Origin of the sequence: Streptomyces sp. 3N207 (assembly GCF_052246355.1) — a bacterium.
Taxonomy (GTDB): Bacteria; Actinomycetota; Actinomycetes; order Streptomycetales; family Streptomycetaceae; genus Streptomyces.
The window spans coordinates 31,303-45,228 of record NZ_JBQQBV010000014.1 but is presented as its reverse complement, the minus strand read 5'-3'; the positions used below and the strand labels follow the sequence as shown (position 1 = coordinate 45,228).

General features: G+C 70.5%; 10 protein-coding genes. 5 read left to right on the top strand and 5 right to left on the bottom strand.

All coding sequences use genetic code 11. From position 1 onward, the window contains the following. The first annotated feature begins 127 nt into the window (after positions 1–127). Positions 128–3,412 (top strand): amidohydrolase family protein, encoded by a 3,285-nt coding sequence (locus ACTWP9_RS21975; protein WP_443247939.1) that lies wholly within the window; start codon positions 128–130, stop codon positions 3,410–3,412. Between the two features lie 60 nt (positions 3,413–3,472). On the opposite strand, the gene ACTWP9_RS21970 is transcribed toward ACTWP9_RS21975, so the two are convergent. Beyond that, a complete protein-coding gene (locus ACTWP9_RS21970; RefSeq protein WP_443247938.1) occupies positions 3,473–4,639 on the bottom strand; it encodes an acyl-CoA dehydrogenase in 1,167 nt (388 codons plus the stop codon). Positions 4,640–4,823: 184 nt separating this feature from the next. On the opposite strand from ACTWP9_RS21970, the gene ACTWP9_RS21965 reads away from it, so the two are divergent. Beyond that, positions 4,824–6,167, top strand: coding sequence for a UDP-glucose dehydrogenase family protein (locus ACTWP9_RS21965; RefSeq protein WP_443247937.1), 1,344 nt, complete (start codon positions 4,824–4,826; stop codon positions 6,165–6,167). A 40-nt stretch (positions 6,168–6,207) separates the two neighbouring features. Here ACTWP9_RS21965 and ACTWP9_RS21960 read toward each other — a convergent pair whose 3' ends face one another. Next, a complete protein-coding gene (locus ACTWP9_RS21960; RefSeq protein WP_443247936.1) occupies positions 6,208–6,753 on the bottom strand; it encodes a CGNR zinc finger domain-containing protein in 546 nt (181 codons plus the stop codon). Between the two features lie 119 nt (positions 6,754–6,872). Here ACTWP9_RS21960 and ACTWP9_RS21955 point away from each other — a divergent pair, with 119 nt between their 5' ends. Then, entirely contained in the window at positions 6,873–7,256 is a 384-nt protein-coding gene (locus ACTWP9_RS21955) for a VOC family protein (protein ID WP_443247935.1), read from the top strand. A 109-nt stretch (positions 7,257–7,365) separates the two neighbouring features. On the opposite strand, the gene ACTWP9_RS21950 is transcribed toward ACTWP9_RS21955, so the two are convergent. Beyond that, positions 7,366–8,640, bottom strand: coding sequence for an LCP family protein (locus ACTWP9_RS21950; RefSeq protein WP_443247934.1), 1,275 nt, complete (start codon positions 8,638–8,640; stop codon positions 7,366–7,368). A 129-nt stretch (positions 8,641–8,769) separates the two neighbouring features. On the opposite strand from ACTWP9_RS21950, the gene ACTWP9_RS21945 reads away from it, so the two are divergent. Next, on the top strand, positions 8,770–9,306 hold the full coding sequence (locus ACTWP9_RS21945; protein ID WP_443247933.1) for an acyl-CoA thioesterase: 537 nt from the start codon (positions 8,770–8,772) through the stop codon (positions 9,304–9,306). Between the two features lie 45 nt (positions 9,307–9,351). Here the strand turns inward: ACTWP9_RS21945 and ACTWP9_RS21940 are convergent, their stop codons facing one another. After that, entirely contained in the window at positions 9,352–10,770 is a 1,419-nt protein-coding gene (locus ACTWP9_RS21940; RefSeq protein ID WP_443247932.1) for an LCP family protein, read from the bottom strand. Positions 10,771–10,962: 192 nt separating this feature from the next. Here ACTWP9_RS21940 and ACTWP9_RS21935 point away from each other — a divergent pair, with 192 nt between their 5' ends. Further along, a complete protein-coding gene (locus tag ACTWP9_RS21935) occupies positions 10,963–12,018 on the top strand; it encodes a glycosyltransferase family 2 protein (protein WP_443247931.1) in 1,056 nt (351 codons plus the stop codon). Between the two features lie 95 nt (positions 12,019–12,113). On the opposite strand, the gene ACTWP9_RS21930 is transcribed toward ACTWP9_RS21935, so the two are convergent. Continuing rightward, positions 12,114–13,871 carry an LCP family protein gene (locus tag ACTWP9_RS21930; RefSeq protein ID WP_443247930.1) on the bottom strand — a complete coding sequence of 586 codons (1,758 nt, stop codon included), beginning with the start codon at positions 13,869–13,871 and terminating at the stop codon, positions 12,114–12,116. Between the last annotated feature and the right edge of the window lie 55 nt (positions 13,872–13,926).

Sequence of the window (13,926 nt, the reverse complement as noted above, 5' to 3'; positions counted from 1 at the left end):
AACGGGCGTCAACTCCCTGGGCACTGCGGCATTGCGGCAGCGGGCCCCGAGGCGGCGAGCGGTCTTGACCTTGCCCCCGGGGCCCGCGAGCATCAGCGGGCCCACTCCTTGTGTCCAGGGAGGACCATTGGCCACCTCGGAACCGTCCGGCTCGCGCACCACTCCCGCAACTTTCTCCTCCTCCGACTCCCCTGGCGCCCTCGCCCGGCGCCGTCTCCTCCAGGCATCCGCCGCCGCGGGCGGCGCCCTGGCCGTGGGAGGCACCGCCCTCACGGCCCCGGCCGCCGCCGCACCGGCTCAGGCCGCCGCCGCACCGGCCGCCGACCTCGCGAAGGCCGCCACCAAGGCCCGCACCGTCTCCTTCTCCGCCGCCACCAACGGTGCCGCCACGCTGGTGCCCGGCGCCGAGAGGTTGATCGCGGAGATGCAGAACATCCTGTGGTCCATCCCCCGTTCGGGAGGTGCCGCCCGCGCACTGACCGTCCCGGGGCTGGAGCCCACCCGTCCCGTACTGGCGCCCGACGGCAAGACCGTGGCCGTGTGCGCCTACCACGACGGCGGCTTCCATATCTGGACCCTCCGTTCGGACGGCTCCGGCCTCAAGCAGCGCACCGACGGGCCCTGGGACGACCGCGGCCCCGCCTGGTCGCCCGACGGCACCCGGATCGCGTTCGCCTCCGAGCGCGAGGGCGACCCGGTCAAGGGCAGCCCGTACCGCATCTGGGTGCTGGACGTCCGCAGCGGCGAACTGACCCGCCTCACCGGCCGCAAGGGCCAGGAAGGGCCGCTCCAGGACGGTGCCTGGGAGGACTTCGACCCGGCCTGGTCACCGGACGGCGAGCGCGTGCTGTGCGTACGCGGCAGTGTCGTCAAGGGCGAGACCGGGCCGCAGCTCCAGGCGCGCACCCTGGTCTCCGTCGCCGCGGACGGCTCCGGAGACGTCCGCACCGAGCACGAGGACGGCACCGAGGGCGTCTCGCTGATGACACCCGCCGTCTCGCCCTCCGGCAAGGTGGCCTACCTGCGCACCACTGCCGCGCCCAAGGCGTCCTGCACGCTGGTCGTCGAGGGCAAGGCCGTACGGATCGAGGGCGACCTGGCGCCGGCGCCACCCCGCTGGACCGACCGCGAGACGCTGCTGCTGACCGTCTCCGGCACCTTCCGGCTGCTGCGCCCGGCCCGCCCCGAGTCCGCCGAGCGCATCCCCTTCACCGCCGAACTCCCCACCCAGCGGCCCCGCTACCGCGTCAAGGACTACGGCTTCGAGGCGCCCGGCAGCCACCGGGTGCGCGGGGTGCAGCAGCCCGTGCTCTCCCCGGACGGCAAGCACCTCGCCTTCGTCGCCCTCAACGCGCTCTGGCTGGCCCGCACCGACGGCCGGGGCAGCCCCCGCAAGCTCGTCCAGGCGTCCCAGGCCCGCTACATCTGCGCGCCCTCCTTCACCCGGGACGGCAAAGCGCTGCTCTACAGCGACGACCGCGCCGGACTGCTGGCCGTACGCCGCAGAGAGCTCGACTCCGGCAAGGAGCAGGAACTCGCCGCGGGAGGCCGCGTCTTCGGCGCGCTCTCCCCGGACGGCGACAGGCTGGCCTGCCTGGACATGGCGGGCAACCTGCTCGTCAAGGACCTGGCCGGCGGCCAGGAGCGCACCCTGGCCAAACCCCTGGGCGGCGGCGGCATCCCCGGCCCGCCCAGCTGGTCGCCGGACGGCCGCCGCCTGGCACTGTGCGACCGCAACCGGCTCAACTACCGCTTCCGCGAGGGCTACAACCTCATCCGCGTCCTCGACGCCGACAGCGGCGCGGAGGCCCTGCACCCGCTCGCCCCGCACGCCTCGCTCGCCGACCGCTACGCCGCCGGGCCCGTCTGGTCACCGGACGGGAAGTGGATGGCGGCCGTGTCCGAGTCGGCGCTGTGGGTGCTGCCCGTACGCGACGACGGCAGCCCGGCCGGGAAGGCCCGCCGGCTGTCCGACGAGAGCGCCGACCACCCCTCCTGGTCCGGCGATTCCCGCACCTTGCTGTATCTGTCGGCGGGCAAGCTGCGGCTGCGCGAGGTGAAGGGCGGAAAAGCGCGCACCGTCCGGCTGGAGATGTCCTGGCGGCGGCCCGCCCCCAAGCAGACCGTCGTGCACGCGGGACGGCTGTGGGACGGCACAGGAGAGGGCGTACGCGAGGACGTCGATCTGGTGCTGCGCGACGGCCGGATCGCCGAGATCTTCCCGCACCGCTCAGGGCGGCGCGCCGAGCGCCGCCTGGACGCCTCCGAGCTGACCGTACTGCCGGGCCTGTGGGACACCCACACCCACCCCTGGCAGACCACCTACGGCGGCAGACAGACGGTCGCCCAGCTCGCCTACGGCATCACCACGGCCGTCTCCTTCGGCGGCTTCTCCTACGAACAGGCCCGGCTGCGCGAGGCGGTGGCCGCCGGACAGCTGGCCGGACCGCGGCTGCTGGCCACCGGCGAACTGCTGGACGGCGCTCGCGTCGCCTACAGCATGGGCAGGGCCCACCGCACGGCCGAGGGGCTACGGCGCTCCCTGGAGCGTGCAGGCGCGCTCGACTGGGACTTCGTCAAGACGTACGTACGCGCATCCGCCACGGCGATGCGGCAGGCGGCGCAGTACGCGCACGAGGAGCTCGGCGTCCGCTCCGGAAGCCACCTGTGCACCCCCGGCATACAGGTCGGCCAGGATCTGACCACGCACCTCCAGGCCACCCAGCGGCTGGAGTTCGGGCACGCCACGACCGGTACCGGGCACGTCGACGAGGACGTCGTCGGCATCTACTCCACGCCGGGCGACTTCCACCTCGTCGCCACGCCCTTCACCGCGGCCCCGCTGCTGGGCGCCCACCCGGAGCTGGCCGAGGACGAGCGGGTGACCCGGCTGCTGCCGCCGTGGGACGTGCAGCTCGTACGCCAGGGCGCGGCCACTCCGCCCACCAAGGAGCAACTGGCCACCCTCGATGTGGAGACCGCCGTCTACCGGCGCGTTCTTGCCGCGGGCGGCATCGTCGCGCTCGGCACCGACCAGCCCCTGGTGCCGGTCGGGCTCCACCTCCATCTGGCGCTGCGCGCCCTGCACCGCGCCGGGCTCAAGCCGCACGAGGCGCTGCGTACGGCCACCGTGCTGCCCGCCAAGGTGTTCGGCGCCGAGCGCGAACTGGGCACCGTGGAGGAGGGCAAGCTGGCCGACCTCACCCTGGTGGACGGCAACCCGCTGACCGACTTCGACTCACTGGTGCGCACAGTGACGGTTGTACGCGGCGGCGTCCCCTACGAGCAGAAGAACCTGATCGACGCCTACCGCACCGCACAGGTGCGCACCCGTGACGAGGGGCAACAGGCGCACTGGCGGCAGGTGAGCCGCCAGCTGCGCCGGGACGGCTGCTGCGACATGGGGCACTGACGTGCGTGAGGGGCCGACGTTCCGCACGCCGGCCCCTCACCGCTGGTCACATGGGGCCCCTCACGGCAGATTGCGCGCCATCACGATGCGCTGCACCTGGTTGGTGCCCTCGTAGATCTGTGTGATCTTCGCGTCCCGCATCATCCGCTCGACCGGGTAGTCACGGGTGTAGCCGTAGCCGCCGAGCAGCTGGACGGCGTCCGTGGTGATCTCCATGGCGGCGTCCGAGGCGTAGCACTTGGCGGCGGCACCGAAGAAGGTCAGATCCTCCTTCTCGCTGCCTTCGGAGACCCGCTCGGAGCGCGCGGCAGCCGCGTAGGTGAGCTGCCGGGCCGCCTCGATCTTCATGGCCATGTCGGCGAGCATGAACTGCACGCCCTGGAAGTCGCCGATGGGCTTGCCGAACTGCTTGCGCTCCTGCACATACCCCTTCGCGTAGTCCAGCGCGCCCTGCGCGATACCGAGGGCCTGCGCGGCGATGGTGATGCGGGTGTGGTCCAGGGTCTTCATGGCGGTGGCGAAGCCGGTGCCCTCGGCGCCGATCATCCGGTCGGCCGGGATCCGCACGTTGTCCAGATAGACCTCGCGCGTGGGGGAGCCCTTGATGCCCAGCTTCTTCTCCGGAGCACCGAAGGAGACGCCCTCGTCGTCTTTTTCCACGACGAACGCGGAGATGCCCTTGGTGCGCTTGTCCGGATCGGTGACGGCCATCACGGTGTAGTAGTCGGAGACCCCGGCGTTGGTGATCCAGCGCTTGACGCCGTTGAGGACCCAGCTGTCCCCGTCCCGTACGGCCTTGGTCTTCATACCGCCCGCGTCCGAACCGGCGTCCGGCTCGCTCAGGCAGTACGAGAACATCGCGTCGCCCCTGGCCAACGGCGCCAGGTAGCGCTTCTTGAGCTCCTCCGAGGCGGAGAGGATCACCGGGAGCGAACCGAGCTTGTTGACGGCCGGGATGAGGGAGGAGGAGCCGCAGACCCGGGCGACCTCCTCGATGACGATCACGGTGGCCAGCGCGTCGGCGCCCGCGCCCCCGTACGCCTCCGGCACGTGCACCGCGTGCAGATCGTTGGCGACCAGCGCGTCCAGCGCCTCCTGCGGGAACCGTGCCTCCTCGTCCACCTCGGCGGCGTACGGCGCGATCTTCGCCTCGGCGAGCGCGCGCACCGAGTCGCGGAGCATCTCGTGCTCCTCGGACGGCCGGTAGAGGTCGAAATCAGACGCCAAGGTGTCTCACTCCTTTGAGAGCATGCGAATGCCTGGGTTGCTGGAGGTGCCTGGGACTGCTAATTACCGTTAAGTAACAGCGATTTTAGTGGTCTGGGGCTCCTTGGGGGTACGTGAGGTTCACGACAGCAGAGGCCCCGTTATGCTCGCGGACAGCGTTCTGCCGTCACAAGGAGCTACCCGCATGGCCTCGCCCAAGATCACCGTGATTGGCCTCGGCTATCTCGGCGCCACCCACGCGGCCGCCATGGCCGAGCTGGGCTTCGAGGTGCTGGGCCTGGATGTCGTCCCGGAGAAGATGCGCAAGCTGGAGCAGGGGCAGGCGCCCATGTTCGAGCCGGGCCTGGAGGAACTGCTGCGGGCCCATGTGGCCGGCGTCGAGGGGTCCACCGGGCGGCTGCGCTTCACCGACTCCTGGGAGGAGATCGGCGCCTTCGGTGACGTCCACTTCGTATGCGTCAACACCCCGCAGAAGCACGGCGAGTTCGCCGCCGACATGAGCTACGTCGAGCGTGCCGTCGACTCCCTCGCGCCGCATCTGCACGGGCCCGCGCTCGTCGTCGGCAAGTCGACCGTTCCGGTCGGCAGCGCGGAGCGGCTCGCGGCCCGGATCACCGGGCTGGCGCCCGCGGGCGAGGAGGCCGAGCTGGCCTGGAACCCCGAGTTCCTGCGGGAGAGCTTCGCCGTCAAGGACACCCTGCACCCCGACCGCATCGTCGTCGGAGTCGGCGGGCCGCGCGGCGAGGGGCTGCTGCGGGAGGTGTACGCGCGGCCCATCAGCGAGGGCACACCGTTCCTGGTCACCGACTTCCCGACGGCCGAGCTGGTGAAGACCTCCGCCAATTCGTTCCTGGCCACGAAGATCTCCTTCATCAACGCCATGGCCGAGGTCTGCGAGGCCGCGGGCGGCGACGTCGTGAAGCTTGCGGAGGCCATCGGCTACGACGACCGCATCGGCCACAAGTTCCTCCGCGCCGGGATCGGCTTCGGCGGCGGCTGCCTGCCCAAGGACATCCGCGCCTTCATGGCCCGCGCCGGTGAGCTGGGCGCCTCCGAGGCGCTCACCTTTCTGCGCGAGGTCGACTCCATCAACATGCGCCGCCGCGCCCAGATGGTCGAGCTGGCACGCGACGCGCTGGGCGGCGCGCTGCTGGGCAAGCGCATCGCCGTCCTGGGCGCCACCTTCAAGCCCGACTCCGACGACGTACGCGACTCGCCCGCACTCAACGTCGCGGGCCAGCTGCACCTCCAGGGCGCGCAGGTGACGGTGTACGACCCGAAGGGCATGGCGAACGCGCGGGCCGTCTTCCCCACGCTGGGCTACGCGGACAGCGCCCTGGACGCCGCCCGCGGGGCCGATGTGGTGCTGCACCTGACGGAGTGGTCCGAGTTCAAGGAGCTCGACCCGGCGCGGGTGGGTGACGTCGTCGCCACCCGCCATATTCTCGACGGCCGCAACACGCTCGATCCCTCGCTTTGGCGCAAGGAGGGCTGGGTCTTCCGCGCCCTCGGGCGGCCCACGATGTGATCCCGCACACCCGCCCCTGAAGGCGCCCTCTCCCGGAGTGCTATCGGGCGCGGCGCGCTCGATAGGTGCGCATTTTCGCGCGGCTGCCGCAGACCGCCATGGTGCACCAGCGGCTGCGGCCGGCCGGGCTGCGGTCGTAGTAGACCCATTGGCAGTCGTGCGCTTCGCACGCCTTCAGGCGCTGCCAGCTACCGTCGCCCGCCGCGGTGGCGATGCGGGCGGCCAGATGGGCGGTCAGCGCGGGGAGGCCCGCGAGGCCCGGAGCGGCCTCCAATGCGGCCTCGCCCTGGGCACCGATCCGCAGGGCGAGCGGTGCCGCGCGCAGGTGCCGCTCCAGCGCTTCGGCCGCTTCCGGCGGCACCGGAGCGCCCGTGTGGGCCAGGCAGGCGGCACGCAGCGCCTCGCGGAGCTCACGCAGCCCCGCCAGATCGGGTTCGTCCAGCCGGAACCGCGTCAACTCGTGGTCGTCGGCGAACCGGTCCAGATCCTCCGGCGTGGCGAGGCGGTCCGTACCGGACTCGATGTCCAGGGTGTTCGCCAACTCCTGCACCAAAAGGAGTGGTTCCGGCGCTTGTCTGTCTCCCACTCTTGCGACGTTACCGGTGCAAGGCCATCATGAGGTAACCGAAGTCGTTACCGCTAGAACCCGTATAGCGGTAACCGCACCGCAGCCGCAGATGGCGAGTGACCGAGAGAGGATTCACGATGGCCATCCCCAAGATGGGCGTTGTCGTGCTGGACTGCCCCGACACCGGGCGTCTGGCCGAGTTCTACGCACAGATGCTGGGCTGGAAGATCGACCCGGAGAGCGACAGCGAGTGGACGGAGGTGCTCGACGAGGAAGGCCGCAGGCGGCTGGCGTTCCAGCAGGCGCCGGGGTTCATCCCGCCGCAGTGGCCGAGCGAGGAGCACTCGCAGCAGTTCCATCTCGACCTGGACGTGCCGCGGGCGCGGATCGAGGAGGCCGAGCAGGAGGTGCTGGCCCTGGGCGCGCGGCTGCTCCAGGGCGACGGGGACGGTGCGCGCGACTGGCGCGTCTATCTCGACCCCGCGGGGCACCCCTTCTGCCTGTGTATGTGCGACCGCTGAGCCGGGCGGGAGCAGCAGCCAGGAAACACTGCGGCCAGGCCCCGTATGCAGGGCCTGGCCGCACAGTGCTCGGATCACATGCCGCGCCTCAGCGGCGGGCGGTCGCGCCTCAGCGGTCGGACGTCACCGTGACCTTCTCGTCGTTGTTGAGCTGGCTGACGAGCTGCTTGACCTTCGCCTTGTCCCACTGGAGATTGCCGCCCGGCGCCGGACCGGCGATCGGCATGTTCATCGACTTGCCCTCGCCACCCGAGACACCCTTCATGGCCCAGAACATCGAGGCGACGTTCCACAGGCTCATGTCCTTGTCGACCTTGAGGGTGTCCAGGCCGGCGCCCATGGTCGGGTAGAGCTTGAACGGGTTGAGGACGGTGCTCGGCGTCGCGGTCTGGTTGGCCAGCGCGGAGAGGAACTTCTGCTGGTTCTTGGTGCGGTCCAGGTCGCTGCCGGGCAGCGCGTACCGGGTGCGGACGTAGGCGAGGGCTTCCTGACCGTTGAGGGTCTGCTTGCCCTTCTTCAAGTCAGCGCCGGACTTCTCGTCCTTGATGTCGCGCGGAATGTCCATCTCCACGCCGCCGACCGAGTCCACGATCTTCGCGAAGCCGCCGAAGCCGATCTCCGCGTAGTGGTCGATCTTCAGCCCGGTGTTGTGCTCGACCGTACGGACCAGCAGCTCGGGCCCGTCCATCGCGTAGGTCGCGTTGATCTTCGTGTGCTTGCCCCGCGCCGGGTAGTGATCGCCGGATTCGGACCCGGTGAAGGAGGGAACCTCGACGTCCGAGTCGCGCGGCAGGGAGATCATGGTGTTCCCGTTGCTGCCGACGTGCAGGATCATGATCGAGTCGGTACGGCCCTCGTCGGTGGGCCCGCCGGTGTGCAGCTTCTGCTTCTCCTCGTCGCTCATGCCTTCGCGGCTGTCCGAGCCGACGATGAGGTAGTTGGTGCCGTCACCGCCCTCGGGGCGGTCCTCGACGATGCTGAGATCCACCTCACGGCGCAGCTTGGAGTCGGCCCAGAAATAGGTGCCGATCGACCATGCGAGCACGACGACCACAAGTGTGATCAACGTCCACTTGGTGCGGCGGCGCCAGTCCGGCCGGGGCCGGTCGTCGTAGTCGCCGCGACCGCCGCCCCGGCCACCGCCGTAGACCTGGCCCTCGCTGTAGCCGGAGTCGTAGCCGTCCTGCGGCTGACCGTAACCGGGGTCGTGACCGGGCCCTCCCTGGCCGTAACCGGGACCCTGGCCCGGGCCTCGGGTCTGCGGGGGGACACCAGGGGCCGATGTATGGGGCATGACACGTGTGGGGTCGGGACGGGACGCGTCGCGGCCACGACCTTCCCGGCCCCGCGAGCTGTCGTTCCAACCATCGGGCCACTCATTCATGCACCGCAGTGTGCCTGCACCCGGACGGAGGAACACAGGGTGGGTACCGCTTCGGTGTGAGGCTGTAGCAGTTCTGATGCAAAATGCTTCGCTCTGAGGAGCTTGTTCCCCGCGCATAAGGTGGTGGTCATGACCCACCAGGCGCACACGGCACACGGCGAGCTCCCGGGCAAGCCGACGGCCGCCTCCCGCACGACCCTGTCCCACATCATGACGGCGAGCGACACCAACCTGCTCGGGACCGTGCACGGCGGCGTGATCATGAAGCTGGCCGACGATGCGGCCGGTGCCGTCGCGGGGCGCCATTCGGAGGGCCCGGCCGTCACCGCCTCCATGGACGAGATGGTCTTCCTCGAACCGGTCCGGGTGGGCGATCTCGTTCATGTGAAAGCGCAGGTCAACTGGACCGGGCGGACCTCCATGGAGGTCGGTGTGCGGGTGCTGGCCGAGCGCTGGAACGAGTCGACGCCCGCCACCCAGGTCGGCTCCGCCTATCTCGTCTTCGCGGCGATCGACGAGAACGGCAAGCCGCGGTCCGTCCCGCCGGTGATACCCGAGACCGACGCGGACCGGCGCCGCTACCAGGAGGCGCAGATCCGGCGGACCCACCGGCTGGCCCGCCGCCGCGCCATCAAGGAACTCCGCGCCACCCGCTCCGCGGGGTGACGCCGCCCCGTCATCGGCGGGAGGGCGGGGCCGGGGCGGCAGCGACTACTCGCAGTCGACCTCGTCCCCCCGCATCGGGGCCTCGCCGGGGCTGCTGTTCCCGGCCGGGGGGCGGACGGGGCGCACGGGCTGGTACGGGTCGCCGACCGTGACCTTCATCCGGGCGCCCCGGTGTTCGGCCTTCACCAGCTTTGCTCCGGGCAGCGCTGCGGCCAGGGAACGGGCGGAGCGGTCCCAGCGGGGGTCGTAGGTGATCGTCGTACGGCCGCGCCCGGTGTGCGGGGCGTTGGCGGGCACGCCGGTGGTGGCGAAGCCGAGGCCGCGCAGCTTCCGGTCGGTCCGGGCCCCGAGCCCCTGCCGTCCGGTGGCGTTGGCGACCTCGACGCTGATGTTGCGCGGGGCGACTGCGACCTGCGGCCGGCCGCCTCGCCCGGGTGGCGTCGGCGGCGCGGAGAGCGGCCGGTCCTCGCGCAGCGCTTCGAAGAGTTCGGTCGCCTTGCCCGCGTCCCATTTGACCGTCGAGCCGAGGCCGGGTACCTGGTGGTCGGCGTCGGCCAGGGGCACGGAGGCGAACTCCGAGGACGCCGGGCGGAAGCCGCGCATCGCCTGCCCCAGGGCCATCATCTGCTCGGTGCCGAAGCCCTGGTCGGCGCGTACGGACTCCAGCAAGGTGGCGGCGACCTTGTTGAAGCGCACCGGGTTCATCAGCACCCCGGTGTCGGTGGCCCGTGAGATGAACGAGGCGAGGAAGTGCTGCTGGCGCTTCATCCGGCTCAGGTCCGAGCCGCCGTCCAGATGCCGCGCCCGTACGTACTGGAGTGCCTCTCCACCGCTCAGCTTGTTGGTGCCCTTGGGCAGATCGAGACCCGAGTAGCTGTCCTTGAGCGGTTCGGTCGTACAGACCGGCACGCCGCCCAGCACATCCACGGTGCTCATGAAGCTGGTGAAGTCGACCTCCAAGTAGTGGTCGACGTGCACATCGGTCAGCTTCTCCACGGCCCGTACGGTCAGAGGGGCGCCGCCGGCCGTGTAGGCGGCGTTGAGCTTCGCGGACCGCCCGGCCACCCGTTTGCCGGTTGCCCGGTCCTTGTGCGGGGGCAGCCGGGTGTAGGTGTCGCGGGGGAGGCTGACGACGGTGGCCCGGTCCCGGTCGCCGGAGAGGTGCACCAGCAGCATCGTGTCCGTGCAGTCGCAGGCCGTGCCGCCGAGCTTGTACGTCTCCTTCTGGCCCGCCGAGAGTCCGTCCCTCCGGTCGGTGCCGACGACGAGGAAGTTGATGCCGTTGTCACTCTTGGGGCGGCTGTCGAGACCATGGAACGGGTCGACTCTGCGCACGTCCGCGCTCAGCCCTGTCACCATCGTGTGCCCGATGCCGCCGGCGGCCAGCAACAGCACGGAGGTGCCCGTGGCGATCCGCAGGCCCCAGCGCGGGCCTTTGTGGGGGGAGGAGGCGCGACGAGGCAACGGTGGCCACCTTCCACAGAGGGAGTGTGAACAGAAACAGTACTCAGAGTGACGATTTCGTCACTTAGAGTTCCCACACTGTATGCCGGTACGATCTGCGGATCGTGAGTACACGCCGTCGCGTCCCCGGACCGGCTGCCGGAGGAGCGCGTACGTACGGACAGTTCGCCCGATCGCGGTAACGTGAGCGCCGTGACTCGCGAGAACCGACGTCCTTCCCCGGACTCCTCCCCGGACGCAGCCCAGCCTCCCGTCTCCGTGATCATGCCGGTCCTCAACGAGGAGCGGCATCTGCGCAGCTCGGTGCGGCACATCCTGGAGCAGCGCTACGACGGTGAACTGGAGGTGGTCATCGCGCTGGGGCCCTCCACGGACCGCACGGACGAGATCGCCGCCGAGCTGGTCGCCGAAGATCCCCGCGTGCACACGGTGCCCAACCCCACGGGCCGTACCCCGGCCGGTCTGAACGCCGCGATCAAGGCGTCCCGCCATCCGGTGGTGGTGCGCGTCGACGGGCACGGCATGCTCTCGGCCGACTACATCGCCACGGCCGTACGGCTCCTGGAGGAGACCGGCGCGGCCAACGTCGGCGGCATCATGCACGCCGAGGGCGAGAACGCCTGGGAGCACGCTGTTGCGGCGGCGATGACCTCGAAGATCGGTGTGGGCAACGCCGCCTTCCACACCGGCGGCACAGCTGGCGAGGCCGAGACGGTCTATCTGGGAGTCTTCCGCCGCGACGTGCTGGAGCAGCAGGGCGGTTACAACGAGGAGTTCATCCGCGCCCAGGACTGGGAGCTGAACTTCCGCATCCGCGAGGCGGGCGGGCTGGTCTGGTTCTCGCCCGAGCTCCGGGTCTCCTACCGGCCCCGGCCCAGCATGCGGGCCCTGGCCAAGCAGTACCGCAACTACGGCCGTTGGCGGCACGTGGTGGCCCGCTACCACGCGGGCTCCATCAACCTGCGCTACCTGGCGCCGCCGGTCGCCGTGTGCGCCATCGCGGCGGGCCTTGCGGTGGGCGTCGCCGTCACCCCGTGGGGGCTGCTGGTGCCCGGGGGCTATCTGGCGGCCATCGTCGCCGGTTCGCTGCCCGCGGGGCGGGGACTGCCGCTGAAGGCCCGTGCCCAGATCCCCGTCGCGCTCGCCACCATGCACATGTCCTGGGGGTGGGGCTTCCTGACGAGCCCGAAGAAGCTCGCCCGCAAGGTCATCGCGAGCCGCCGTCAGCCGGTTCCCGCAATTCAGTAGCGGACAGACGAAAGTAAGGGGCGCTCTCCCTGGAGGGCGCCCCTTACGTCTGGCCGTCTGTCCGCTTACGTCTGTCCTCGGCCACGTGGGGAGCGTCACCACGTGTAGCTCGGGTTGACCTCCATGCACGCCTTCTTGTTGTCCCCGCGCAGCGCGTCCGCGCTGTCCGGTGCCTTCTGGTCGTCCTTCTTGCCGTCGCCGCCCTTGTCGCTCTTGGGGTAGACCGTGCCGTCCCGCCAGTCGGTGCCGACGATGAGGGTGACGCTCTGCACACCCGTGGAGTGCTTGACCAGCCGCTCCGGGACACCCAGCGCCTTGGCGACGGCCAGGGCGTCGCCGCGCTGCTCCTCGCGCGGGTAGCTGATGGTGGTGTCCGCCCGTGACTGCGGCGTCTGGTCCGCCGTGGCCTGGCTGAAGCCCTTGCGGGCCAGGGCTCCCGCGACGACGCTCGCCCGGCCGGAGACCGGCTGCTGGAGCGCGGTACCGGTGCCGTTCATCACGCTGACCTGGATCTCGGCCTTCGGCTGCGACGGCTCCGTGGGCTGCGCGGACTTGCTGGCCTCCGCCTTCTTCTTGTCCTTACCGTCCAGCGCCACATCGTGGCGGATGAGGGAGAAGATCTGGTCCGAGTCGTTCTTCTTGGGCAGCACATAGCTGCCGCCGGACCCGTACTCCCACGGCATGGTGGCCATGGTGATGCGCTTGGTGGGTACGCGCTTGAGGTCGTTGCCCAGGTCGTAGAGCTTCTTGACCGAGCCGATGCCCTTGTCGACGGTGAGCGCCTTGGTGGCGGCCTCCGCCAGGCCGCGCAGCTTGCCCGGATCGGTCAGCTTGGTGCCCGCCTTGAGCTGGCGCACCATCGAGTTCATGTACATGTGCTGCGCCTTGGCGCGGCCGATGTCCGTACCGTCGCCGAAGCCGTGCCGGGTGCGCAGCCAGTGCAGCGCCTGCTCGCCCTTGACGACCGAACTGCCCTTCTTCAGCTTCAGCTTCGACTTGGGGTCGTGGATGTTCTTGTCGACACACACCGGCACACCGCCGACCGCGTCGGCCATGGAGACCACACCCGAGAAGTCGATCATCATGAAGTGGTCGATCGGGATGCCCGTCATCTCCTCCCAGGTGGCCACGGTGCAGCCCGGGCCGCCGTGCTGGAGGCTGGCGTTGATCCTGTCGGTCGTCTCCGGATAGACCTTCCCGTCGTCCGGGTCGGTGCACTTGGGAATCGTCGTCCTGGTGTCACGAGGCACCGAGAGGACCGACATGTTGCTCCGGTCGGCCGAGACGTGCAGCAGCATCTGTACGTCCGCCAGCGGCGGGCGGTCGCGGTCGGCGCGGGAGCCGCCGAGCCGCACGTTCTCCTTCGAGGCACGTGAGTCGGAGCCCAGCAGCAGGATGTTCATCGGAGTCTGGCCCGCGGCGTTGGGGTCGGACCGGTGGAGCTTGTTGTCCCCGAGGTTCAGCTCGTCCTTGTTGAGATTGCCGTTGAGGTGCTGGTAGTAGAGATAGCCCGCTCCCGCGGTGCCGAGTATGAGTACCGAGAGGACGGCGGCGGACCAGCGCAGCAGGCGCCTGCCTCGGCTCGGCCGCTTGGCCCGGCTCACCGCCGCAGCGCTCTCGCCGGCCTTGCCGGATCTGGCCGCGGCGCCGTTCGTGCCCCCGCCGGGCTGCCTGCGCCGGCGACCGCGCTCGCCACCGCTCCCGGGCCGGTAAGCGGATACGGATACGTTCTCGGGGTTCGGGCCCTGCTGCGCCGGGTGCTCCTCGTACAGGCTCTCGTCCCAGCCGCGGTCGGCGGCGGAGGGGGCGCCGCGCTGCGCCTCCCTGCCGCCGTCGGTGTCGTTCTGCCGCACGGGACCTCCCCGAGATGTTCAGGTTGTGCTGCCCTCGGCCGCCTGGCGGGACGGA